The sequence below is a fragment of the Dyella sp. 01L423 genome (genome assembly GCF_056399945.1).
Map to the genome: position 1 here is coordinate 189,661 of NZ_JBFTSI010000008.1, position 23,048 is coordinate 212,708.

20 protein-coding genes are annotated in these 23,048 nt (G+C 64.7%); 13 read left to right on the forward strand and 7 right to left on the reverse strand.

What is annotated here, in order from left to right; translation table 11 throughout:
- Nucleotides 1-58 precede the first annotated feature (58 nt).
- The gene (locus AC1DMY_RS19140) at nt 59-2,167 is read right to left on the reverse strand and encodes a prolyl oligopeptidase family serine peptidase (protein WP_477166451.1); all 2,109 of its coding nucleotides are present in this window, start codon (nt 2,165-2,167) and stop codon (nt 59-61) included.
- A 593-nt stretch (nt 2,168-2,760) separates the two neighbouring features.
- Nucleotides 2,761-4,809, reverse strand: a complete 2,049-nt coding sequence (locus AC1DMY_RS19145) for a sodium-translocating pyrophosphatase (RefSeq protein ID WP_477166452.1) — start codon at nt 4,807-4,809, stop codon at nt 2,761-2,763.
- A gap of 460 nt (nt 4,810-5,269) precedes the next feature.
- On the opposite strand from AC1DMY_RS19145, the gene AC1DMY_RS19150 reads away from it, so the two are divergent.
- Nucleotides 5,270-6,082 carry a class I SAM-dependent methyltransferase gene (locus tag AC1DMY_RS19150; protein ID WP_477166453.1) on the forward strand — a complete coding sequence of 271 codons (813 nt, stop codon included), beginning with the start codon at nt 5,270-5,272 and terminating at the stop codon, nt 6,080-6,082.
- A 686-nt stretch (nt 6,083-6,768) separates the two neighbouring features.
- Nucleotides 6,769-8,553 carry a hypothetical protein gene (locus tag AC1DMY_RS19155; RefSeq protein ID WP_477166454.1) on the forward strand — a complete coding sequence of 595 codons (1,785 nt, stop codon included), beginning with the start codon at nt 6,769-6,771 and terminating at the stop codon, nt 8,551-8,553.
- Here AC1DMY_RS19155 and AC1DMY_RS19160 read toward each other — a convergent pair.
- Nucleotides 8,543-8,950 carry an RcnB family protein gene (locus AC1DMY_RS19160; RefSeq protein ID WP_477166455.1) on the reverse strand — a complete coding sequence of 136 codons (408 nt, stop codon included), beginning with the start codon at nt 8,948-8,950 and terminating at the stop codon, nt 8,543-8,545. The genes AC1DMY_RS19155 and AC1DMY_RS19160 overlap by 11 nt on opposite strands.
- Nucleotides 8,951-9,121: 171 nt before the next feature.
- On the opposite strand from AC1DMY_RS19160, the gene AC1DMY_RS19165 reads away from it, so the two are divergent.
- The gene (locus tag AC1DMY_RS19165) at nt 9,122-9,889 is read left to right on the forward strand and encodes an alpha/beta hydrolase (RefSeq protein WP_477166456.1); all 768 of its coding nucleotides are present in this window, start codon (nt 9,122-9,124) and stop codon (nt 9,887-9,889) included.
- A 3-nt stretch (nt 9,890-9,892) separates the two neighbouring features.
- On the opposite strand, the gene AC1DMY_RS19170 is transcribed toward AC1DMY_RS19165, so the two are convergent.
- Complete coding sequence (locus tag AC1DMY_RS19170; protein ID WP_477166457.1) at nt 9,893-11,161, reverse strand: 6-phosphofructokinase; 1,269 nt, start codon at nt 11,159-11,161, stop codon at nt 9,893-9,895.
- A 6-nt stretch (nt 11,162-11,167) separates the two neighbouring features.
- Nucleotides 11,168-11,596 carry a VOC family protein gene (locus AC1DMY_RS19175; protein ID WP_477166458.1) on the reverse strand — a complete coding sequence of 143 codons (429 nt, stop codon included), beginning with the start codon at nt 11,594-11,596 and terminating at the stop codon, nt 11,168-11,170.
- A gap of 221 nt (nt 11,597-11,817) precedes the next feature.
- Between AC1DMY_RS19175 and AC1DMY_RS19180 the strand changes: the two genes are divergently transcribed.
- From AC1DMY_RS19180 to AC1DMY_RS19215, 8 genes are all read left to right on the forward strand, one after another.
- Complete coding sequence (locus AC1DMY_RS19180) at nt 11,818-12,402, forward strand: adenylate kinase (protein WP_477166459.1); 585 nt, start codon at nt 11,818-11,820, stop codon at nt 12,400-12,402.
- A 79-nt stretch (nt 12,403-12,481) separates the two neighbouring features.
- Nucleotides 12,482-13,837: a UDP-N-acetylmuramate:L-alanyl-gamma-D-glutamyl-meso-diaminopimelate ligase gene (mpl, locus tag AC1DMY_RS19185; protein ID WP_477166460.1), complete on the forward strand. Its 1,356-nt coding sequence runs from the start codon at nt 12,482-12,484 to the stop codon at nt 13,835-13,837.
- 128 nt (nt 13,838-13,965) lie between these two features.
- Nucleotides 13,966-14,568 carry an LON peptidase substrate-binding domain-containing protein gene (locus tag AC1DMY_RS19190; protein ID WP_477166461.1) on the forward strand — a complete coding sequence of 201 codons (603 nt, stop codon included), beginning with the start codon at nt 13,966-13,968 and terminating at the stop codon, nt 14,566-14,568.
- 69 nt (nt 14,569-14,637) lie between these two features.
- Nucleotides 14,638-15,456, forward strand: coding sequence for an SDR family oxidoreductase (locus AC1DMY_RS19195; RefSeq protein WP_477166462.1), 819 nt, complete (start codon nt 14,638-14,640; stop codon nt 15,454-15,456).
- A 5-nt stretch (nt 15,457-15,461) separates the two neighbouring features.
- The gene (locus AC1DMY_RS19200; protein ID WP_477166463.1) at nt 15,462-15,917 is read left to right on the forward strand and encodes an HIT family protein; all 456 of its coding nucleotides are present in this window, start codon (nt 15,462-15,464) and stop codon (nt 15,915-15,917) included.
- Nucleotides 15,914-16,333: a VOC family protein gene (locus AC1DMY_RS19205; RefSeq protein ID WP_477166464.1), complete on the forward strand. Its 420-nt coding sequence runs from the start codon at nt 15,914-15,916 to the stop codon at nt 16,331-16,333. Before AC1DMY_RS19200 ends, AC1DMY_RS19205 begins: the two co-directional genes overlap by 4 nt.
- A 296-nt stretch (nt 16,334-16,629) precedes the next feature.
- Nucleotides 16,630-17,970, forward strand: a complete 1,341-nt coding sequence (locus tag AC1DMY_RS19210; protein ID WP_477166465.1) for a sigma-54 dependent transcriptional regulator — start codon at nt 16,630-16,632, stop codon at nt 17,968-17,970.
- Between the two features lie 844 nt (nt 17,971-18,814).
- Nucleotides 18,815-20,050 carry an acetylornithine transaminase gene (locus AC1DMY_RS19215; RefSeq protein ID WP_477166466.1) on the forward strand — a complete coding sequence of 412 codons (1,236 nt, stop codon included), beginning with the start codon at nt 18,815-18,817 and terminating at the stop codon, nt 20,048-20,050.
- Between the two features lie 51 nt (nt 20,051-20,101).
- On the opposite strand, the gene hemL is transcribed toward AC1DMY_RS19215, so the two are convergent.
- Entirely contained in the window at nt 20,102-21,388 is a 1,287-nt protein-coding gene (gene hemL, locus AC1DMY_RS19220) for a glutamate-1-semialdehyde 2,1-aminomutase (protein WP_477166467.1), read from the reverse strand.
- 10 nt (nt 21,389-21,398) lie between these two features.
- On the reverse strand, nt 21,399-22,022 hold the full coding sequence (gene thiE, locus AC1DMY_RS19225) for a thiamine phosphate synthase (protein WP_477166468.1): 624 nt from the start codon (nt 22,020-22,022) through the stop codon (nt 21,399-21,401).
- A 94-nt stretch (nt 22,023-22,116) separates the two neighbouring features.
- Here thiE and AC1DMY_RS19230 point away from each other — a divergent pair, with 94 nt between their 5' ends.
- Nucleotides 22,117-22,314 carry a rubredoxin gene (locus tag AC1DMY_RS19230; RefSeq protein WP_046973142.1) on the forward strand — a complete coding sequence of 66 codons (198 nt, stop codon included), beginning with the start codon at nt 22,117-22,119 and terminating at the stop codon, nt 22,312-22,314.
- A gap of 115 nt (nt 22,315-22,429) precedes the next feature.
- Nucleotides 22,430-22,633, forward strand: coding sequence for a hypothetical protein (locus AC1DMY_RS19235; RefSeq protein WP_477166469.1), 204 nt, complete (start codon nt 22,430-22,432; stop codon nt 22,631-22,633).
- Nucleotides 22,634-23,048 lie beyond the last annotated feature (415 nt).

The window sequence follows — 23,048 nt, forward strand, 5'->3', positions numbered from 1 at the left end:
GCGTCAAAAAAAGCGGCGCCGGCTCGGGCCGGCGCCCCATGTTACGCAGGACGCGCGCTTACTTCACGTGATCCCACAGGTAGGTGTAACCCAGGGCGTTCATGAAGGCCGACTGCTTGTTGTCCGCCGCCGCGCCGTGGCCACCTTCGATGTTCTCGTAGAAACTGGTGTTGTAGCCGAGCGACTCGAGTTTGGCGGCCATCTTGCGGGCGTGCACCGGGCCCACGCGATCGTCGCGAGTGGAGGTGGTGAACAGCACGGGCGGATATTTCTGGCCCGCCTTCGCATTGAAGTACGGCGAGAACGTCTTGATCCACGTCCACTCCTGCGGCTTGTCCGGATCGCCGTATTCGGCAATCCACGACGCTCCCGCCGACAGGTGCGTATAGCGCTGCATGTCGAGCAGGGCCACCTGGCTGACGATCGCGCCATAGAACTGCGGATACAGCGTGAGCATATTGCCCATCAGCAGGCCACCGTTGCTGCCGCCCATGGCGCCCAGGTGTGCCGGCGAGGTGATCTTGCGCTGGATAAGGTCTTCCGAGACCGCCGCGAAGTCCTCGTAGGCACGCAGGCGATTCGCCTTGAGTGCGGCCTTGTGCCAGCGCGGACCGTATTCGCCGCCGCCACGGATGTTGGCAATCACATAGACGCCGCCCCTCTCCAGCCACGCACGTCCCACGCTGCCGCTGTAGGCAGGCTGCAGGGACACCTCGAAGCCGCCGTAGCCGTATTGCAGAGTGGGATTGCTGCCGTCGGCCTTGAGGTTCTTCGGGGCGATCTCGAAGTAGGGCACGTGGGTGCCGTCCTTGGAGACGGCGAAGTGCTGGCTCACGTCGTACTTCGACGCATCGAAGAAACTCGGGCTGTGCTTGATCGCCTGCGCCTCACCCTGGCCCAGGCTGCCGTAGTAGAGCGTGGTGGGCTGCAGGAAACCGGTGACGGTGAGGAAGTAGTCGTCGCTGGTGTCGTCATCGACGCCGCCGGCGGCGATGGTGGACAAGGCCGGCGCGCCGCCCAGCGGTTCGCGTTTCCATGCGCCATCGCCTGGCGTGAGCACCTCGAGCCTGTTCACCACGTTGTCCATCACGTTGAGAATCAAGTGATGGCGAGTCCACGAATAGGCATCCAGCGCCGTGCTGTCGGTAGGTTCGAACAAGACGGTGAGCTCGCGCTTGCCGGCCATGTAGTCATCGAATTTCGCCGCTATCAGCGAGCCGGACTTGTAGGTTTTGCCTGCGACGGTCCAGTCGTTGCGTGGCTCGATCAACAGCCATTCGCGATGCACGTCGGTATTGGCATCGTTGGGCACGTCGATTTTGGTGAGCTTGCCGTCCTTGCCGCGCAGATAGGTTTCGCTCTCGTAGAAAGCGATCTGGCGGACCACGAAATCGCGCACGAAGCCAGGCGTGTTGTCGCGACCGGCGGAGACCGACATATCGTCGTCTTTGGCTTCGTAAACGGTGGCCGCGCTCGACAGCGGCGTGCCGCGCTGCCATGCCTTGACGATGCGCGGATAGCTCGACTTGGTCATCGAGCCCGGGCCGAAGTCGGTGGCAACGTAAAGGTGATCCTTGTCCATCCAGGACACGCGACTCTTCGCTTCAGGCAGTTCGAAGCCACCTTTCACGAATTGCTTGTCGGTGAGGTCGAACTCGCGCACGACATCCGCGTCGGCACCGCCGCGCGACAGCGAGACCAGGCAGCGCTTGTAGTCCGGCTTGAAGCAATCGGCGCCGTGCCAAACCCAGTTTTCCTTCTCGCTGGCGGCGAGCGCATCGAGATCGATCACGGTCTCCCAGGCGGGTTTGTCTTTGCGATATTCGTCCAGCGTCGTGCGGCGCCAGACGCCCTTGGGATGATCCTTGTCGCGCCAGAGGTTGTAGAAGTGGTCGCCGATCTTGCTGACCATCGGAATGCGCTCGTTGGAATCGAGCACCTCCAGCAGGCGCGCATCGAGTTGCTTGAACTCGGCGCTGTCGGCGTAGTTCTTCACCGTCTGGGCGTTCTGCTGGCGAACCCAGTCGAGCTGCTTGCTGCCGTCGATGTTTTCGAGCCAGAGGTTGGGGTCCTGGGCGGTGGGGGCGATGTGGTCGGCGGCGTGGGTCATGCCGCCTAGTGTGAGGCCCAGCGCCAGTGCCAGCCAGAGTGTGCTCTTGGAGGTCATGCGGTTTCCTTGGGTGGGTGCAGCCGAAGGCTTGAGTTTGGTGGGACTGCGGGCGTGGGGCGCGTGACTAAAGTCAGGGGGCTTGGCGCGACCGTCCCGGTGCCGGCCGGGATCCCGCTTTTGATCGTCATTCCTGCGAAGGCAGGAATCCAGTGACTGTGCGCTTGGTTGTCGCGTTCCCGCGATCGTGCCGCCTACGCGGCGGGCGTTTCGATCGGCTGCCGCCGCTCGAGTCACTTTTCTCTTGCTGGCCCAAGAGAAAAGTAACCCAAAGAGAATGGCCTGAAGGGCAGGAGCTCGTAGCGTTCTGTCGAACACGAGCCTTGCCGCTTGAGGGGCTCGGAAGCGTGGTGATCGTCCGACACGCGTTTCCGCTACACCGCAACGCGCCACTGCGGGGAGGACTTAAAGCAGTGGCGTGTCGCATCCTCTTCAGCTTTTCGCGATGCGCATCACTTCCCCCTCTCCCCGCCGGGGAGAGGGCTGGGGTGAGGGGCGGGTGCTCGCGAAGACCTGTCCATTCCGTTTTGTTCTGCGCTTCGGACCTAAGACCACTCCTCTTCCGAGGAGTGGTCTGGCCATGCAACGGAGGCTTACAGAAACGGAATCAGCAACAGCGCCACGATATTGATGATCTTGATCAGCGGATTCACCGCAGGGCCAGCCGTATCTTTGTACGGGTCGCCCACGGTGTCGCCGGTGACAGCGGCCTTGTGCGCTTCGGAGCCCTTGCCGCCGAAGTGGTTGTCTTCGATGTACTTCTTCGCGTTGTCCCAAGCGCCACCACCCGTGGTCATCGAGATGGCGACGAACAAGCCGGTGACGATGGTGCCAATCAGCACACCACCCAGCGCCTGCGCGCCGGCTTCGGGGCCGCCCAGCCACTTGAAGCCGAACACCACGACTATCGGCACCAGCACCGGCAGCAGCGACGGCACCAGCATTTCCTTGATGGCCGAGCGCGTGAGCAGGTCTACCGCGCGCGAATAATCCGGGCGGGTGGTGCCTTCCATGATGCCCTTGATCTCGCGGAACTGGCGGCGCACTTCTTCCACCACCGCGCCGGCCGAACGGCCCACCGCTTCCATCGCCATCGCAGCGAACAGATACGGGATCAGTCCGCCGATCAGCAGGCCGATGATCACGTACGGATTGGAAAGGTCGAAGCGGAAGTCGGTGAGGTTGAGGTGCTGGTTGAGGTTGTGCGTGTAGTCGGCAAACAGCACCAGCGCAGCGAGGCCGGCGGAACCGATCGCATAGCCCTTGGTCACCGCCTTGGTGGTGTTGCCCACCGCATCGAGCGGATCGGTGACGCCACGCACTTCGGGCGGCAGTTCGGCCATTTCGGCGATGCCGCCGGCGTTGTCCGTGATCGGACCGTAGGCATCCAGCGCCACGATCATGCCGGTCATGCTCAGCATGGCCGTTGCGGCGATAGCGATGCCGTACAAGCCGGCAAGCTGGTACGCACCCCAGATCGCCGCACACACCGCCAGTACCGGCAGCGCGGTGGACTTCATCGATACGCCGATGCCGGCGATGATGTTGGTCGCGTGGCCCGTGGTGGATGCCTGCGCAATGTGCTGCACGGGTTTGTATTCGGTAGCCGTGTAGTACTCGGTGATCACCACCATGGCACCGGTCAGCACCAGGCCGATCAGGGCGCAGCCATAAAGGCGACCCACGCCGTAGGCCGAGTCGGCCATCAGTTGGCTGGTGATGGGCCAGAACGCAATGGCAGCCAACACTGCCGACACCGCCACGCCCGCATAGAGCGCACTCATGATCTTCGCGCTGCGCGCCTTCACGAAGAAGGTGCCGATCACCGAAGCCACGATCGATGCACCGCCCAGCACCAGCGGATACAGCACGCCGTTGCTGCCGGTCTGTTCGGCCATCACGCCGCCCAGCAGCATGGTGGCGATCAAGGTCACCGCATAGGTTTCGAACAGGTCGGCCGCCATGCCGGCGCAGTCGCCCACGTTGTCGCCCACGTTGTCGGCGATCACGGCGGGATTGCGCGGATCATCTTCGGGAATGCCCGCTTCCACCTTGCCCACCAGGTCGGCACCCACATCCGCACCCTTGGTGAAGATGCCGCCGCCCAGGCGCGCGAAGATGGAGATCAGCGAGGAGCCGAAGGCCAGGCCGATCAGCGCATGCAGCGCGTGCATGGTCTCGTAGCCCATGTGGCCCAACACCACGTAGTAGCCGGTGACGCCCAGCAGGGCGAGGCCCACCACCAGCATGCCGGTGATGGCGCCGCCGCGAAACGCGACATTCAGCGCTGCCGCCAGGCCATGACGCGCGGCTTCCGCGGTACGCACGTTGGCGCGCACCGAGACGTTCATGCCGATGTAGCCGGTGGCGCCGGACAGCAACGCGCCGATGGCAAAACCAATCGCCGTGCCCCAATCCAAGGCCAATCCAATCACGATGAACAACACGATGCCAACGGCGCCGATGGTGGCGTACTGGCGATTGAGATATGCCTTCGCGCCTTCCTGGATCGCGGCGGCGATCTCTTGCATGCGTGCGTTGCCCGGCGACTGCGCCAAGATCCAGCGCACCGACAGTGCGCCATAAAGAATCGCCAGAACCGCACATGCCAGCACGATCCACAAGCCATACTGCTGCAGCATCGGAGCCTCCCCATGAGTGGTAAACCCAACGTCGAGGTCGCCACCGGCTCCCCGACACGGCGGCCGCCCTTGCGGGCGGTCCAGGGGAGTATAGGCAATTGGCATGACGTTCCGTGTTGTGCGGCGCAGCGCTAAGAGAGTTCGCATGTGATCGTGTGCACATGAAATTCCGACGTGGATGACGGATTGGGCTCACATCTCCACCTGGTTCAGGCCTTCATGTGCCGTCAGTTCGTCTCGGTAAGGTGCATGAATGTGATGGGCGCACGCCTGGAAAGCACTTGTCGGTACGCATCCGCATGTTCAGGCGTAACGCATCGCCGAAAGATCCAGTGAAGCTCGGCGTCCGCCAGCCCGGCTCCCGGTTGCTACGCGATCGATGCGGACTGGCCCGGATGCTACGTCCGAGCGCCAAGCGATCTTTCAGGCCCATCTCGCATTCACTTCCTGAGAGACCCGCATGAACGAAGAACAGACCTCCACCGACATCACCGAGACGACGGCGGCCCAAGCCGCCCAGGCCCCTGCCACCAGCACGGAGGCCCGGCGCAACGGCAAGCCGTCGTTCTGGCAGACGCGCTACGGCCTGGTGCTGGCGCAGGACTCCAAGGCCACCATGGCGCGCTCGCTGGCCGAATATGGCGAGTGGATCGAACAGGAGCTGGACACCCTCGGTGCCCTGCTCGACGAGGGCCACGTAGCTCTCGAATACGGTGCCGAATACGGTGCGCAGACGCTGTGGCTGTCGCAGCTGGTGGGAGCGAATGGCCAGGTGCACGTGGTCGAACCGCGTCGCCTCGAGCACATTGCGCTGTGCTCGACGCTGGCGCTCAACCAGATTCGCAACGTCTATCCCCTGCACGCCGCGCTCGGTGAGAGCCGCAATGCCACGGTGTGCCTTGCTGCCGCCGATGGCCAGCCGGAGGAAACCTCTCGCCAGTTGGCGCTGGACGCCCTGCGCATGAGCAAGCTGCACCTGATCAAGGTCAATCGCCCGGGTGGCCTGTTGCCGATGCTTGCCGGCGCCGAGAGCACGCTGCGCAATCATCGTCCAAGCATTTATTTCCGCTTGTCCGATACCGATCTGGCCACGGAAGAGATCAATGCCTTGAAGTCCATGGGTTATCGCTGCTGGTCGCATCTGCCTTATCTGTACAGCGCACGCAATTTTTCCGGCAGCAGCAGCAACATCTTCCCGGGCTGGGTCAGTCAGAACGTGATTGCGACTCACCGGGAGGCCACCGCAGAGTTCGTCCACCTCAACGAGCTCTGAGCAACGTGAGCCACGCGCGGCCAGCGAAGGGACGATCGCGGGGACGCTCAAGCTGGCGCGTGGCGGAAGCATGCAGCGCGTCGTTACTGGGTTACGCCACGCTGGTGGCCTGTTCGCTGGTTGATCGCCTGGACATGAAGGCCCCGCAGCCCGCGTATGAGCTGCCGGAGCCTGCGCCACCCGCGCTCCAGCCGCCATCTTCGGCCGGTGACGACGAAGGGTCCGACGCGCCCGTGTCGGGCCTTACTGCGTCCCCTGCGCGTGTGCGTGGCGAGCGTGTGGCGGCACCGCTGCGCACGGCACCGTTTCATTTGTCGCCGTGGGAGTCAGCGCCGGAAGGCGTCCACATGGACGGGGCCGCGGAGTCCTCGCCGGCGGAACCCAGCGCAAGCGTCGTCACAGCGCCATCCGTACAGCCGTCCATCTCGGCCAAGCTGCCGGCAGCGGGCGCACCGCTGGCCTCGTGTTGCGACGGGACGCATAACCGGACAGGGAAAGTTTCGACGATGTGGCTGCTGGAATGGCGTTATCTGTGGGGCGCGGCGCTGGCCATGGTGGTGGGGTGTTGGCTGTTTGCGCTGGCGCTGGCGCGTCGGCGTGAGAGGCAACGCGCCAGCCGGCTGGCCTTGCCCCGGCTGTCCGATGAGGACATCGCGTTCCTGGCGCTTACCTGGCAAGGAGCGCCCGTGCTCGACATGGAACCGGTGCTGGTGCCCATGCACGCATCGGTACATGAGGCATCGTCGGTTAGCGCGGGCGATGCCGCTGTGCCCGCGCCTGTCGCCGAAATATCCTCGCCGCTGGACGCGGTCTTCAATCAGCTCTCCACGCCCGGGGGCGTATGCGCCACGCGTTCGATGGGTGACGCATTGCGAGAGCAGGAGCCGATCATTCGCGCCGCCGTCGATATGGGCGAGGGGCCGGGCGTGTCCTTCAAGATCGCAGGTGCGGTGGAATGGCCGCTGTGGGCCCGTCTGTATCACGCCGATGCTGAGGTTGTGTCGATGCCGGCGCTCGCCAAGTCGTCCACGCAGGCGCCTGCTGCGGGCAAGAGCGAGACAAGCTCGCCCATCGCGGAAGCGCCGGCGGTGCCCTCGCCAGAGAACGTGGCTCCTGCCGAGCTGCTTGATGCGCTCGAGTCTTTCCTGCGCCAGCGCCCCGACGATCTGGAAACCAAGCGAGCAGTGGGGCTCAGCTTGCTGGCCGATGCGCAGGATCAGCTCGACGAGCCCGTTCGGGCCGGCATGCTCGACGCCAGCATCCGCATCCTGCGTGAAGTGGCGCATGTCGATCACGACAACTTGCCGGCCGAAAAGCTCGGCGAAGCCTGCTATTTGCGTGCCCAGATCGGCCCGGACATCGACGGGGAACTGTTGGGCGAGGCGGAACAAGTGCTCCGCGAGGCCATGCAACAAGATACCCGGCCTCATTCCGGTGCCGCGTGGCAACTTCAGCGCGTGCTGCGCGCCGCGCCACGTGGGATGGCGCGCGAGCGCGTCGCGGCGCGCCTAGAAGAGGCCTGCAGCCTGCTGGCCAGGGGCGCGGAAACACCATGCGGACCATCGGCCTGGAAGGCGGCGCTGCTGACCACCGAATGGCGTTGGCTGATGACCTGTTGCCAGAATGCGACCGAACGTCGTCTGCGCTTGCGTGAACTGTATGCGCGGTGGTTGCCCGCGATGGAGGCAGAAACGACGGCCGAGGTGCTGGCCGCGTGGGTCGGGCTGCTCTGCGCCATGGCCCAATCGCTGAGCGCGCCCCTGGCGTTGGAGCGATACACCGAGGCACGGCGAGTGCTACGCCGATTGCTGGCTGATGACGGCGAGAGTGCACGTTACGCCCGTGCGGTGGCGCAGATGGCGCTGGGCCGGGCGCGTCTGGAGCATGGCCTGACCAGGTCCGCGTTGCTGGATCAGGCCGATACGGTCCTGCTTCCCTTTATCGATCGTGACGACAGTCTGCGCCTGGAAGCGTGCCGGGTCGCGCTGACCCAGGCTCAGGGCAAGGACATGGTTGGCGCGCGGAGCTTCTATCTGCGTGCCGTCGAACTCGCGCGGCCCCTGACTGCGGCGCCCACGTTCACCGTCGATGCTCTGCGCTGCATGCTCACAGCCCTGCTCGCGCTTGGCGAGGAAAAGGATCGGCGGGTGTACGCCAAGTGCCTGGAGATCGTCGCCGAAGCCGATGACGCCGACTCGCAACTGCTCCTGGCGGAGTGTCATCTGCGCCGCGCGGACCATGGCGCGGGTTGCCTGCACGCTGAACTCGCGTGGCGCGCAGGTGCTGCCTTGTCGCCAACCCTGCTGGCCCTGTGGCAGGCCGCCTATCCGGCTTGGGCGGCGCGGGCAGGGACCTCGGCCGAGCTGGCCAGGAATCGGCAATCCCTGCGCATGGCATCCAGCGCCGCCGGCGTCAGCCGCCGTGCGGCGCCAGGAGCACTAGCTGTTGAAGCGATACGCGTCAGCGAATGACCATGTCCAGGATCATGCTGTCGCCGATGGAGACCAGCAGGAAGTTGCCGTCGTTGCGCACCCAGCGATAGCCGTAGGGCGGCGGGGCGAGCTGGTAGCCGCGGTAGTCGTTGACGATGTACATCGGGCCGTCATAGCGGTAGCCGCGCTCCCAGCGATGCGGGCGGCCGTAATAGCCGCGGTCGCTGTAGTAGCGATGATCCCAGTCGCCGTGGCGATCGCGATCGCGCCAGCCGTCGCGATCATGGCGGCCGCCGTGGTTGTCGTAGCGATCGCCGCGATCATGGCGATCATCATGGCCATGTCCCCGATCATGGTCGTGCCAGGGGTCAGCCAGCACCGCACTGCTGCCGGCGAGCAGGGCCAAGGCCACCAGTACACGGGAAAAGGTCTTCATCGCATCCTCCTGGGATGCCCGCCACCGCCACAGGCGCTGGATCGATCGGGCAGAATCATCGTAAAAATCTGCGTCTGAACGCCGAGCGTGCTTTTTTGAAAGCGTCGTGCAAGCTTTCAGCCGGCGCTTATCGATCTGAATCGCCGTACAGCAACCGCCCGGAGATGGCCCATGTTCCTGCGAGTGATGCTGGTGTTCGTGGCGCTGGCGATCGTGCTGTATGGCGGCATCTGTCTTGCCATGTACCTGGGGCAGCGGCAGCAGATCTATCACCCGGAAGCCAGCTGGCGCGTGCAGCAGCCACCGGACTTCGAATTGGTCAACGAGGGTATCCCGCTGCGCGGATGGGTGATGAACCCGGGGCGCGAGAGGGCCCTGATCTATTTCGGCGGCAATGGCGAGCGCATCGAGGATGCCCGCACCGAACTGGCGCAATGGTTTCCGGATCGAACGATTTATCTGTTGCCGTATCGCAGTTATGCGGCGAGCGCGGGAAAACCCACCGAGCAGGCCCTGGTCAGCGATGCGCAGGCCTTGTTCGATCGCTTGGCGCGCGATCACGCGAGCGTTGCCGTGATCGGACGCAGTCTGGGCAGCGGCGTGGCCGTGCAACTGGCAGCGCGCCGGCCGGTTGAGCGCCTCGTGCTGGTCACGCCCTTCGACAGTCTGGTGCGCGTGGCAGCGGGTTACTTCGCCTGGTTGCCGGTGAACGCGCTGATGCGCGATCGCTTCGAGTCCTGGCAATACGTCAACGACATCCATTGCCCCGTCTTGGTCATACGTGCCGAAACGGATGAGATCGTTCCCGCCGAACGCACCATGACCTTGTTGAAGGCGTTCAAGCGGCCGCCCACGGTGCAGGTAGTGGCCGACGCCGGCCACAACGACGTCCAGGCTCACCCGGACTATCGCCTGAGCCTGGAGCGCTTTCTGAAATAAAGCTCAGCGTCCGAACGGTTCGAGCTTGCGCGCGACCATGGTGTTCTTCAGCGTGGCGTACTGCGGCAAACCATTCTTGCCATACGGCGGCGGCGCTTCGCCCTGGATCAGCGGGCCAAGGTAACGACGTGCGGCCGCCGTGATGCCAAAGCCATCGCGCGTGATGAAACTCGACGGCATTTTCTTTTCGCGATTGGCGATCTTGGACAGCGGTGCCGGTTCGATCTTCCACCGATAGGGCGCATCGCTGCCGCGTACGATCACCGGCATCACGGCATTCATGCCCGCCAAGGCGTAATCGACGGCGGCCTTGCCCACCGCGTAGGCCTGGTCGGCATCGGTTTTGGAGGCGAGATGACGCGCCGAGCGCTGCAGGTAATCGGGCAGCGCCCAGTGATATTTGTAGCCGAGTTTTTCCTTGACCAGCGCGGCGAGCACCGGCGCCACGCCACCGAGCTGGCTGTGGCCGAACGCATCGCGCGTGCCTGCCTCGGCGAGAAACTGGCCTTCGGCGTTGAGCAAACCTTCGGACGCCACCACCGTGCACCAGCCCACGCGTTCCACGGTGGCCTTCACCTTGGCAAGGAAGGCGGCTTCGTCGAACGCGCGTTCCGGAAACAAGATGATGTGCGGCGGCGCATCCGCGCCTTCGCCGGCCAAGCCTGCGGCAGCGGCGATCCAGCCAGCGTGGCGGCCCATCACTTCGAGGATAAATACCTTGGTCGAGGTGTCCGCCATCGAGGCCACGTCCAGGCTCGCTTCCAGCGTGGACACGGCGATGTATTTCGCCACCGAGCCAAAGCCGGGGCAGCAATCGGTGACGGCCAGATCGTTGTCCACCGTCTTTGGCACGCCGATGCAGCGAATGTCGTAATTCATCGCCTTGCCGAGCTGGGAAATCTTCAGCGCGGTATCGGCCGAGTCATTGCCGCCGTTGTAAAGAAACCAGCGGATGTCGTGCGCACGGAAGACATCGATGAGGCGCTCGTACTCGGCGCGATTGGTCTCCAGCGATTTGAGCTTGTAGCGGCACGAACCGAACGCGCCACCGGGGGTATGACGCAGCGCGGCGATGGCGGCCTTGGTTTCCTTGGAGGTATCGATCAACTCTTCGCGCAAGGCGCCGAGGATGCCGTTATGCCCCGCGTATACCGGCACGCCTTTGGCACGCGCCGCCTCGATCACGCCCGCGGCGGTGGCATTGATGACGGCGGTGACGCCGCCAGACTGGGCATAGAGCAGGCGACCGCTGGGCTTGGCTTTTGTCGTCATGAGATCTCAATCCGGTAGGGCGAGGTTGCCGTGGTCATCAAACACGAAGTACGGGTTGAACGCGAACTCCCACAGATGGCCATCGGGATCGGCGAGATAGCCTGAGTAGCCGCCCCAGAATGCCTCTTGCGGTGTCTTCAATTCGCGTGCGCCGGCGGCGAGCGCCGTCGCGAACCAGGCATCCACTTCGTCCTTGGAGCTGGCGTTGCGCGCCAGCGTGATCGCGGCAAAGCCCGTGGGCAGGTCTTCGGTGAGCGCATCTTCGGCCAGCGCATCGCGCCCGTAGAGCGCCAGGACACCCGCGCCGCCCTTGAGGAAGACGATGTTGTCGTTGCTGGCCGAGGAGGCCTTCCAGCCCCAGGCCTCGTAGAACTGGCGCGAGCGCGCCAGGTCACTGACGCCCAGAGTCACGATGTGGATACGGGGTGCGGGCACGGCGTTTTCCTCCCAGTGGTCCTGGCGAGCTTAATCCGGCCCGCCCGCGGCGTCCCTGTGACAACAACGTGTCAGGGTTAACTCTTTTGGCAACAACTACTTGCCGTTTACGAGCCGCTTTCTCGGTTTGACGTTGACGCTGCCAGAAGTTAAGTTGAACGCCATTTTCTTGCATCCCCGGGTCCCGCAGCGTGCGCGGCCTGCGGATACCTTGGAGCACTATGCGACTCGTCCTACTCGGTCCGCCCGGTTCGGGCAAAGGCACCCAGGCTGCGCGTCTGAAGGTGGAACTCGGCGTCCCGCACATCTCGACCGGCGACATGTTGCGCGCGGCCGTGGCGGCTGGCACGCCGACGGGCCTGAAGGCGAAGGCAGTGATGGACGCAGGCAAGCTCGTCTCCGACGACATCCTGCTGGCCATGCTCGAAGAGCGTCTCTCGCAGGACGATGTCCACGGTGGCTTCATTCTCGACGGCTATCCGCGCAACCTGGCCCAGGCCGATGCGCTCGATCATCTGCTGGCCAAGATCGGCCAGCCGCTGGATGCCGTGGTGAAGCTGGACGTCCCCAACGAAGTGATCATCGGTCGCTGCGAAATCCGTTTCGCCGCCGAGCACCGCAAGGACGACGATCCGGTGGTGGTGCGCGATCGCCTGAAGGTCTATGCCGAGCAGACCGCGCCCGTGGCCGATTTCTTCTCCCGTCGCGGCAAGCTGCAGGTGGTCGACGGCGTGGGCGAGCTCAACGAAGTCACCGCTCGCGTGAAGCGCGCTCTGGCTGACGAATCGGCCGCCGCCAACGGCTGACGCTCCGGGCCGCCGCAAGGCGGCCCGATGTTTTTGGGCTGGCGCATCGGCTGGCCGGGTTCTATCGAGCAGGTAACACATGCGTCTGCACATCCTCGGCATCTGCGGCACCTTCATGGGCGGCGTCGCCGCACTGGCGCGCGAGCTTGGACTCACCGTCGAAGGTTCCGACGCGAACGTCTATCCGCCCATGAGCACCCAGCTCGAAGCCTTGGGCATTGGCCTGATGAACGGCTATCGCGCCGACTACCTCAAGCCGGCGCCCGATCTGGTGGTGGTAGGCAACGCGATGACGCGCGGCAACCCGGCCGTGGAATACATGCTCGATGAGCAGCTGCGCTACATCTCCGGGCCGCAGTGGCTGGGCGAGACCCTGCTGCCGGGCCGTGAAGTGCTGGCCGTGGCCGGCACCCACGGCAAGACCACCACGACCAGCCTGCTGGCGCACCTGCTGGAAAGCGCAGGCTTGTCGCCCGGCTTCCTCATCGGCGGCGTGCCCGGCAACTTCGAGGCATCGGCACGCGTGGGTGGCGGCAAGCCCTTCGTGATCGAGGCGGACGAATACGACAGTGCCTTCTTCGACAAGCGCTCGAAGTTCGTGCACTACCGTCCGCGCATCGCGATTCTCAACAATCTCGAATACGACCACGCGGACATCTTCCCCGACGTCGCCGCGATCCAACGCCAGTTTCATCATCTGGTGCGCACCGTGCCCGGCAACGGACGCCTGATTGTCAACGCGCACGATCAGCATCTCGCCGAAGTGCTGGCGATGGGCTGCTGGACGCCGGTGGAAACCTTCGGCATCGAGCAGGGCGACTGGCAGGCCGAGCTGATCGAGGCCGATGGCTCCGCCTTCCGTGTGCGCCACGGCGCCGAGTTGATCGGCGAGATCCATTGGCCGCTGCTCGGCAACCACAGCGTGATGAACGCGCTGGCGGCATTGGCCGCGGCAAGTGCTGCAGGCGCCGATCCCCGCGCACTGCTGCCGGCCTTCGCCAGCTTCCAGAGCGTGAAGCGCCGCATGGAAGTCGTGGGCGAGGCGAATGGCGTACGCGTGTACGACGATTTCGCGCATCACCCCACAGCTATCGCGACCACGCTGGCCGGCTTGCGCGCGAAGGTGGGCAAGGCACGCATCGTGGTGGCGCTGGAGCCGCGTTCCAATTCGATGCGCCTTGGTGCGCATGCCGATGCCCTCGCGCCTTCGCTGGCCGATGCCGATGCCGTGGTCTTTCTGCATCGCCCGGAGCTTGCCTGGGATGCCGGCCGCGTGACGGCCGCCTTGAACGGCCGCGGCAGCGCCGTGCCAACGGTGGATGCATTGATCGAGGCCCTGCGCAGCGAAGTGCGCTCCGGCGATCACGTGGTCTTCATGTCCAACGGCGGCTTCGAAGGCGCACCGCGCCGCTTCGCCGAATCGATCGCTTCGTAACGCGCTCCCTCTTCCTCTCCCTTGTGGGAGCGCACCCTGTGCGCGACAGACCTTGCCATAGCGCCCCGACACAGTGGTCGCGCACAAGGTGCGCTCCTACAACGCAAGCGCGCGGTTAGACTCTTCGCATGGCTGCCAAGACTCCATCGATCGACCTCCCGCTATTCCCGCTGAGCACCGTGTTGTATCCCGGTGGACAGCTGTCGCTGCGCATTTTCGAGCCGCGCTATCTGGACATGATCCGCGAGTGCGCACGCACTGGCAGTTCCTTTGGCGTGTGCCTGATCCTTGAAGGACGCGAAGCGGGCGCCCCCGCCTTGCCCGCCGCCGTCGGCACACTGGCCCGCATTGTTGATTTCCACAATCGCGAAGATGGCCTGCTCGGCATCCTGGCCGAAGGCGGCGAGCGATTCCGCGTGTTGCGCACGCGCGTGCGTTCGGATGGACTCGTTCGCGGCGACGTCGAACCGTGGGCCGCGGAGCCAGCGCAAGAAGTGCCCGTGGAATTGACGCTGCTGCAATCGATCCTTGAGCGCTTGATCGAAAACCTGGCGCCGCAGTGGCGCCACGCGCCCAAGCATCTCTACGAGGACGCCAGCTGGCTTGGCTTTCGCCTGGCGGAGTTGCTGCCGCTGCAGACCGACGAGCAGCAGCGCCTGCTTGAACTGACCGATCCCGTGCGACGACTGGGCGAACTGCGCGACATCCTCCCGCGTTTCCAACGAGCCTGACAGCGCCGCGCTTTGCGCCTGCACGAGGCGCTTCTACACTCGTCCACTCACAACCTTAGGTGACCCTCCATGAGCAGCCTGGCCGGCAAGACCCTCTTCATCACTGGTGCCTCACGCGGCATCGGGCTGGCCATTGCGCTGCGCGCCGCGCGTGACGGGGCCAACATCGCCATTGCCGCCAAGAGCAATGTGCCCAATCCGCGACTGCCCGGCACCATCTTCAGCGCTGCCGAAGAGATTGAAGCGGCCGGCGGCAAGGCCTTGCCGATCAAGTGCGATATCCGCGAGGAAGACGAAGTGCAGGCTGCGGTGGCCGCCACCGTCGAGCGCTTCGGTGGCATCGATATCCTGGTCAACAACGCCAGCGCGATCTGGCTGGCCGGCGTGGCAGATACGCCGATGAAGCGCTTCGACCTTATGCAGCAGGTGAATGCGCGCGGCAGTTTCCTGTGCGCGCAAGTGTGCCTGCCGCACCTGCTCAAATCCGACAATCCGCACATCCTCACGCTGGCGCCGCCGCCGTCGCTCGATCCGAAGTGGTGGGCGCCGCACACGGGTTACACGCTCGCCAAGATGGGCATGAGCTTCGTGACGCTGGGTCTCGCCGGCGAGCTGGGCAGCAAGGGCGTGGCGGTGAACGCGTTGTGGCCGCGCACGATCGTGGCCACCGATGCGCTCAACATGATTCCGGGTGTGCCGCTTGAGCGTTGCCGCAAGCCAAGCATCGTGGCGGACGCGGCGTACGCCGTGCTCACGCGGCCAGCCAAGGGTTTCGCTGGCAAGTTTCTTATCGATGAAGAAGTGCTGCGCGAAGCGGGCGTCACCGACTTCGCTCCGTACGCGGTGGATCCAACGCAGCCGCTGCTGCCTGATCTGTTTCTGGATTAAGCGTCGTGTCCTGTCCGTTCTGCGAGATCGTCGCTGGCCGAGGCGAGGCCAGCGTGGTGGCGCAGACGGACAGCGCGCTGGCTTTCCTCGATCTTCGCCAGGCCGAGCCCGGCCACGTGCTGGTGGTGCCGAAGGCGCATGTGCAGGATATCTACGCCATCGATGCCGCGCTTGCCGGCGAAGTGATGCAGCTGGGTGTGCGCGTGGCGCATGCCTTGCGCGAAGTGTTTCATTCGCCCGGACTCAATCTTTGGCAATCCAACGGCGCGGCGGGCGGGCAGGAGGTGCCGCACTTCCATATGCACGTGCATCCGCGTCGCGTGGCCGACGGCTTGTTTCGCGTCTATCCACGCGGCGTGCCGACACCGTCGACACGCGACGTGCTGGATGATCTGGCGGAGCGGATTCGACACGTGCTTCCCCATGACGGCGGCGTCCCCACGCCACGGAGTTCTGCATGAAATACCTGCACACCATGATTCGCGTGCGCGACATCGACGCAAGCCTGCGTTTCTTTTGCGATGGACTGGGCCTGAAGGAAACACGCCGCAGCGACAACGCGGCGGGCAAGTTCACCCTGGTTTTTCTCGCCGCGGCCGATTCGCCGGAGGCGGAAATCGAGCTGACCTACAACTGGGGCTCGAACGAGGACTATGGCAGCGCGCGCAACTTCGGCCATCTGGCCTTCCGCGTGGACGACATCTACCAAACCTGCGCGCACCTGCAATCGATGGGCTACACCATCAACCGGCCGCCACGCGACGGACACATGGCTTTCGTACGCTCGCCTGACCTGATTTCGGTGGAATTGCTGCAGGATGGCCATCTGCCGCCGCAGGAGCCGTGGGCATCGATGCCCAATACGGGCGTCTGGTAGGGCTCTTGCTGTCGCGTGGCTTGCAGGAGGTCCCGGCGCGCGCTCGGCGTGGGTCTAAGGACTCTAGGCCATACGTGCTAGCCCACCTGCCGGCCTCCGGCTTACGTCCGACGGTTTTGCGCCATTGGTGGGGTGACTGTGAGGCGCAGAGTTGTATATTGTGTGACCCATATCACATTTTTGTAGCGGTCGCGGGTTAGCTTGGCGCGACGGGCGTGGTAACCGGGGGGTAGCCATAGGACGTGGCAACGACCGGCCGAAACCTGTGACCCCTAGAGGGGTTGGGGGAGGGAACCATGGCTGTAATGAGGGAGGAGGCCAGGCGATGCGTCGTCTGGTTTGGTCAACCGGCCGGCGAAGAGCGGGCGGGATTGGCCAATGCGGGATGGATCATCCGCGTGGCCGATGCCGGTACTCAGGGCGGCGTCGGCATGCGAAACAACGATACGGTAGTGGCGCTGGCCGACCTTAGGCACGGCGATCCTGCCTCCGCCCAGGCCATGGCTCAGCTCATGGCCGATCACCCGTGGCTGCCGTGGGTGGCGCTCATCCCGCCGGCCATGTCGGTGCACGAGCCGCTGATCGATCGCGTGCTCGAAGCGAGCATCGAATACTTCGCCACGCCGGTGGACGTGGATCGCCTGGTCGAAGCGCTCGCCCGCGTCGGCGGCGACCAGCCGCGCGCGGCAGAGCCCGGCGACGTCGGCGTGACCGGCCGCAGTGCCGCCATCGGCGCCGTGGTGGCCAGCGTGCGCAAGTACGCGCCGGTTGAGCTGCCGGTATTGATCACCGGCGAAACAGGCACCGGCAAGGAGGTTGCCGCGCGGGCGTTGCATAGCCTGTCGGCGCGAGCCGATCGGCCGTTCGCCGCGATCAATTGCGGCGCATTGCCGCCCAACCTGGTGCAGTCCGAACTGTTCGGCCACGAGCGCGGCGCCTTCACCGGCGCCAACGCCCGCCGCATCGGCCATTTCGAAACGGCCGCGGGTGGTACGGTGTTTCTCGACGAAGTGGGCGATCTCCCGCTCGACGCGCAGACCAGCCTGTTGCGCTTCCTGCAGGAAGGCACGCTGGAGCGCGTGGGCAGCAGCCAGTTGATCAAGTTGGATGTGCGTGTGCTCGCCGCCACCCATGTGGATCTGGAAAAAGCGGTCGAGCAGGGCCGCTTCCGAGAAGATCTCTATTACCGCCTCAACGTGCTGCGACTGCGCATGCCGCCGCTGCGGGAACGCGAGGACGACGTGGTGCTGTTGGCGCAGAAGTTCCTCGACTCCTTCCGCGAACAGCACGCCAGCCGAGGGCGCGCCTTCAGCGCCAGTGCGCGGCGAGCCATGCTCGACTTCAGCTGGCCCGGCAATGTGCGCGAGTTGCTCAATCGCGTGCAGCGCGCGGCGGTGGTGGCGGAGGACGCCCTCATCAGCGTCAACGACCTGGACCTGGCCGACGTGCTCACCAAGCAAGCGGCACGCTCCAGCCTGGGCAGCACGCGTGTGGCGGCCGAGCGCGATGCCGTGATCGCGTGCCTGCGCGAGAGTCGTTTCAATGTGAGCGAATGCGCGCGTCGACTGAAGGTGTCGCGCGTCACCATCTACCGCCTGTGCAAGAAGCACCAGCTCGCGCTCGACGAGCTGCGCTAAGCGTACGTCCAGGCCTGCCAAGGCACCCCACCGAAAGCATCATGCTGGCCACCCCATCGGGGTGGGCGGCGCGTGCACGCTCCTTATCCAGCGAATGCGGCGATGTGCCGCCCGATGGGCGAGTCCGCCCACGACAAAAAGGAAGGCCCCCGACCCGCAGGGGTCGGGTCGGGGGCTTCCATTGGTGCCCCGGCCACAGGGGTTGCCGGGTTACCGCCCTCATTACCGCCTCGCGGCGGAATGCTTTGACGACCTCTCAGCAAGGTGAGAGGCGCGGAAAGGGTGCTTCCAATGCCAGCTGCGAAGTCCGTGCCGACTTGCCCCGGGCCACCCAGAAGCGTCGCCATCCTGTCGTCGCGAGATCCTTATCGCGGCGTCCGGCGCGTTTATCGCAGCTGGCCCTTCCCCCTTCCCGCCTGTACGGGGTTAAGAGAGCAATCGCCGTGCCAACGAGGGCCAATGGCTGAAAAACGCGGGTTTTAGGGCCTTTGCAGCCCAGTGGACGATTTTGAACCGTGCTAAAGGCGTTACAGCCCCAGCCTGAAATCAGGCCTTCGGGAGGCGCTTAACACCTGTGGTTGAGCGGTTTTGGGAAGGTGTATCGCCTGCTTTACAGCGGACAGGCGAAATGTCACACCTTTTGCCGGCACGGACGTGGCCTCGGCAACATTGTGGCGGCGCACTCGGTTTTACCTGCTCAAGCCGCATCCATTGAGCCCGGAGCCGTGCAAAGCCGGTACTCAGGGCTTAGGATGCAGGCGCGCCGCTGCTTGCGACGCATCCCCATCCCCGATCCCATCTTTGAGCATGGTGTCGTCGCCTCCGACGATGCCCGGAGTACGACATGCACGCGCAAGACCCGTCCGCCCAGTCCCTGATCGATCTCGGCAAGCGCTACTGGTTGCCGGTGTATCGGCCGCGCGATGTGGTGCTGGACCACGGCAAGGGCGCGCGCGTGTGGGATACGCAGGGCCGCGACTACCTCGACTTCGGCGCCGGCATCGCGGTGAACGCGCTGGGCCATCAGGACCCCGATCTGCTCGAGGCCTTGACCACCCAGGCCCACAAGCTCTGGCACACCAGCAACGTGTTCTACACCGAGCCGCCGCTGCGCCTGGCCGAGGAACTGGTATCGGCGTCAGGCTTTGCCGAGCGCGTATTCCTGTGCAACTCCGGCACCGAGGCCAATGAAGCGGCGATCAAGCTGGTGCGCAAATGGGCTGCCGCGCAGGGCCGCGCGGCCGATAAGCGCGTCATCATCACCTTCCGGGGCTCCTTCCATGGACGCACGCTGGCCGCCGTCACGGCGACTGCGCAGCCCAAGTACCAGGAAGGCTACGAACCGCTGCCCGGTGGCTTTCGCTATCTCGATTTCAACGACGTGCCTGCCCTGGAAGCAGCCTTCGCACACGGCGACGTGGCCGCCGTGATGCTGGAGCCCGTGCAGGGCGAAGGCGGCGTGCTGCCGGCCGCGCCCGGCTTCGTTCAGCGCGTGCGCGAGTTGTGCGATCAGTACAACGCCCTGCTGGTGCTCGACGAGATCCAGAGCGGCATGGGACGCACAGGTACGTTGTTTGCGTATGTGCAGGACGGCGCCAAGCCCGACATCGTCACCATGGCCAAGGCCCTGGGCTGCGGTTTCCCCATCGGCGCCATGCTGGCGGGCCCCAAGGTGGCCGAGGTCATGCAGTTTGGCGCGCACGGCACGACCTTTGGCGGCAATCCGCTGGCCGCCGCCGTGGCGCGCGTGGCGCTGCGCAAGCTGTCTTCGCCTGAGTTGCTGGCCAACGTGGCGCGCCAATCGCAGGCCTTGCGTGATGGCCTGGCCCGCATCAATGCCTCGCTGCCGCTGTTCGACGAGATTCGCGGTCGCGGCTTGATGCTTGGTGCGGTGCTTAACGAGGCGAATAAAGGGAAGGCGGGCGCCATCCTCGATCACGCCGCGGCCCACGGCCTGCTCGTACTGCAGGCGGGCCCGGATGTACTGCGCTTCGTGCCCGCCCTCAACATCAGCGACGAGGATCTCGCTGAAGGCCTCGTACGCCTCGAAGCTGCATTGCGCAGCTTCGTCGCGGGCTAGGCATCCTCGCCAAACATGCGCTCCTGGCTGCAGGAGCGCATGTCGAAGGCTTCAGCCTGCTCGCGCCGCGCGCAGCGCACCGCGTGCGGCTTCCAGCGTTTCGGCAATGTCCAGCTCGCTATGCGCACTGGAAACAAAGCCCGCCTCGAACGCCGATGGCGCGAGGTAGACGCCACGCTCCAGCATGCCGTGGAAGAAACGGTTGAACATCGCCGTGTCCGCCGCTGTCGCCTGCGCGTAGCTCTCCACCTTTTCCCTCGTGAAGAACAGGCCGAACATGCCGCCCACACGATTGGTGCTGAAGGCCACGCCTTCGCCATCCGCCACGGCCTGCAGGCCGTCGGTGAGCAAGCGGGTGCGCGCTGCGAGCTGGTCGTAGAAGCCCGGCGCCTGGATCAGTTCCAGCATGGCCAGCCCGGCCGCCATCGCGACCGGATTACCCGATAGCGTGCCGGCCTGGTAGATCGGTCCGGAGGGCGCGATCTGCTGCATCAGGTCGCGACGACCACCATAGGCGCCCACCGGCATGCCACCGCCAATGATCTTGCCGAAGGTGGTGAGATCCGGCGTCACGCCGTAATAAGCCTGCGCGCCACCCAGGGCCACGCGGAAACCCGTCATCACCTCATCGAAGATCAGCAGCGCGCCATGTTTCGTGCACAGCTCGCGCAGGCCCTGCAGATAGCCATCCTTGGGCGGAATGCAGTTCATGTTGCCGGCCACCGGCTCGATGATCAGGCCGGCGATATCGTGGCCGTGCTCATCGAACAGACGCACGGCAGCATCGAGATCGTTATAGGCCAGGGTAAGCGTGAGATCGGCATTGGCCTTGGGCACGCCCGGCGAAGTCGGCACGCCAAAAGTGAGCGCGCCCGAACCGGCCTTCACCAGAAAACTGTCGCCATGGCCGTGATAGCAGCCTTCGAACTTCACGATCAGGTTGCGACCGGTAGCGCCGCGCGTCAGGCGAATCGCCGACATGGTCGCTTCCGTGCCGGAATTGACCATGCGCACCATGTCGATCGAGGGAATCAGGCGCGTGATGGTTTCCGCCATGGTGACTTCGGCGGGGCAGGGCGTGCCATACGACAGGCCGTTTTTCACGGCGCGTTCCACCGCCTCACGCACATGCGGATGGTTATGGCCCACGATCATCGGGCCCCATGAGCCCACGAAGTCGATATAGCGCTTGCCCTCGACGTCCCACAGATACGGGCCATCCGCACGCGCCGTGAAGAACGGCTCGCCGCCCACCGACTTGAAAGCGCGCACCGGCGAGTTCACGCCCCCGGGCATCAGCTGCTGCGCGCGTTGGAAGAGTTCGTGGTTGCTGGTCATCGTGGATGTCTCAAGGCGTAGTGAAGAGTTGGGCGAATCGTGTAGCGGCGCCACGCACGTCGGGATCGCCGAAAACGGCCGAGATCACGGCGAGATAGTCTGCGCCGGCATCGATCAGCGACTGAGCATTGTCTGGCGTGATGCCGCCGATCGCCACTCGCGGCACGCCGAGCGCGGCGCTCTGTCGCAGCAGATCGAAGGAAGCACGGCGTGCATGCGGCTTTGTGGGCGAAGGAAAGAACGCGCCGAAGGCGATGTAATCAGCGCCCGCGGCGGCGAGTTCGCGCGCACGATTCAGTGAGTCGTAGCAGGACACGCCGATGATGGCGTCTTCGCTCAGCACCGTGCGAGCGGCGGCCACGTCGCCGTCCTCCTCTCCCAGGTGAACGCCCGCAGCCCCCGCAGCGTGGGCCAAGGCCACGTCATCATTGATGATCAGGGGCACCTGCCGGGCGGCGCACAGGGCGCGGATGGCCCGCGCTTCGGTGAGGCGGCGGGCGTGGTCGCCCGTCTTGTCGCGGTATTGCAGCAGCCGGGCGCCGCCGGCCAGCGCCTGCGCCACCACCTGGAACAGGTCGGGTCGCGGGCCATCGGTAATCACATAAAGGCCACGGCCTTGGAGCTTTTCACGCATGCAATGAAGTCCTGAAGAGCTGCGCCATACGCTTTCGCATCGGCGGGGGAGTTGCGAGAATGACCTACTTATTCTCCATAGCAAGCCATTGACGATGAATCAGAGCACCAACGAAACCGGCACCCTGCGCAAATGGATGTGTGTCGTTTGCGGCTTCATCTATGACGAGGCGCTGGGCGTGCCCGACGAGGGCATCGAGCCCGGTACGCGTTGGGCCGACGTACCCGATACCTGGACCTGCCCGGACTGCGGCGCGACCAAGGAAGACTTCGAGATGATCGAAATCGACTGAATCCCTCCCCGCATTGCCCTCAAACGGCCCGAATCCGTCATCGTACGGACCGGGCCGTTTGTTTAAATGCTCCCGCGCGCCGGAAAAACCGCGCAACCCAGGTAGGAGCAGCACCATGCAGCAATTCATTCCGTTCGAAGACGAGTGGGACATCCTGGAAAGGCTGAGTCTCGAGTCCCTCATTCCCTATCACGTCGGCGTGCCCTGCCGGCATGACCTGGCGGCAAACGGAGACGGCGCCACGCTCGTGGCGGCCAATGCGTCCCTGGCGATCACGCCGATCGCCACCATCTGCACCGCCAAGGGCAGTGAGGCATAAAGAGTCCCTCTAGGCCCCCTGGGGCCAGGATTCACCGACAGAGCGCCCTGAGCGCGCCGGTCTTGCCACTGCGAGACCGGCGCATTCGCTCATCGGGTGTCGGCTTCTGTCACGAATGTGAAAAAAAATCGTATAGACCCCTTCCCAACCCTGTGGAGGGACGCTATAGTTTCGCTCCTCCCCGGACGACACGCTCTTCAACGGGGTTCCACTGAAAGCCCACAGCAAAAAAGATTCACGCTGAGGTGTTGACGGACCGGAAAGATGATGTAAGATGAGCGGCTCACTCGGAACGAAATGTTCCAACGCCGAAACGGCAACGTTCGGTAAGTGATTGAGATCTTTGACAGTGTGCGCAGGTGACTTGTGTGGGCGTCTTGCGACGGACGATTGAATGTCCAATAAATGCAAGCGC

Coding starts and splice junctions, on each gene's coding strand:
- AC1DMY_RS19140 (WP_477166451.1), bottom strand. CDS start 2,167: ATGACCTCCAAGAGCACACTCTGGCTGGCACTGGCGCTGGGCCTCACA.
- AC1DMY_RS19145 (WP_477166452.1), bottom strand. CDS start 4,809: ATGCTGCAGCAGTATGGCTTGTGGATCGTGCTGGCATGTGCGGTTCTG.
- AC1DMY_RS19150 (WP_477166453.1), top strand. CDS start 5,270: ATGAACGAAGAACAGACCTCCACCGACATCACCGAGACGACGGCGGCC.
- AC1DMY_RS19160 (WP_477166455.1), bottom strand. CDS start 8,950: ATGAAGACCTTTTCCCGTGTACTGGTGGCCTTGGCCCTGCTCGCCGGC.
- AC1DMY_RS19165 (WP_477166456.1), top strand. CDS start 9,122: ATGTTCCTGCGAGTGATGCTGGTGTTCGTGGCGCTGGCGATCGTGCTG.
- AC1DMY_RS19170 (WP_477166457.1), bottom strand. CDS start 11,161: ATGACGACAAAAGCCAAGCCCAGCGGTCGCCTGCTCTATGCCCAGTCT.
- AC1DMY_RS19180 (WP_477166459.1), top strand. CDS start 11,818: ATGCGACTCGTCCTACTCGGTCCGCCCGGTTCGGGCAAAGGCACCCAG.
- mpl (WP_477166460.1), top strand. CDS start 12,482: ATGCGTCTGCACATCCTCGGCATCTGCGGCACCTTCATGGGCGGCGTC.
- AC1DMY_RS19190 (WP_477166461.1), top strand. CDS start 13,966: ATGGCTGCCAAGACTCCATCGATCGACCTCCCGCTATTCCCGCTGAGC.
- AC1DMY_RS19195 (WP_477166462.1), top strand. CDS start 14,638: ATGAGCAGCCTGGCCGGCAAGACCCTCTTCATCACTGGTGCCTCACGC.
- AC1DMY_RS19205 (WP_477166464.1), top strand. CDS start 15,914: ATGAAATACCTGCACACCATGATTCGCGTGCGCGACATCGACGCAAGC.
- AC1DMY_RS19210 (WP_477166465.1), top strand. CDS start 16,630: ATGGCTGTAATGAGGGAGGAGGCCAGGCGATGCGTCGTCTGGTTTGGT.
- AC1DMY_RS19215 (WP_477166466.1), top strand. CDS start 18,815: ATGCACGCGCAAGACCCGTCCGCCCAGTCCCTGATCGATCTCGGCAAG.
- hemL (WP_477166467.1), bottom strand. CDS start 21,388: ATGACCAGCAACCACGAACTCTTCCAACGCGCGCAGCAGCTGATGCCC.
- thiE (WP_477166468.1), bottom strand. CDS start 22,022: ATGCGTGAAAAGCTCCAAGGCCGTGGCCTTTATGTGATTACCGATGGC.
- AC1DMY_RS19230 (WP_046973142.1), top strand. CDS start 22,117: ATGAATCAGAGCACCAACGAAACCGGCACCCTGCGCAAATGGATGTGT.
- AC1DMY_RS19235 (WP_477166469.1), top strand. CDS start 22,430: ATGCAGCAATTCATTCCGTTCGAAGACGAGTGGGACATCCTGGAAAGG.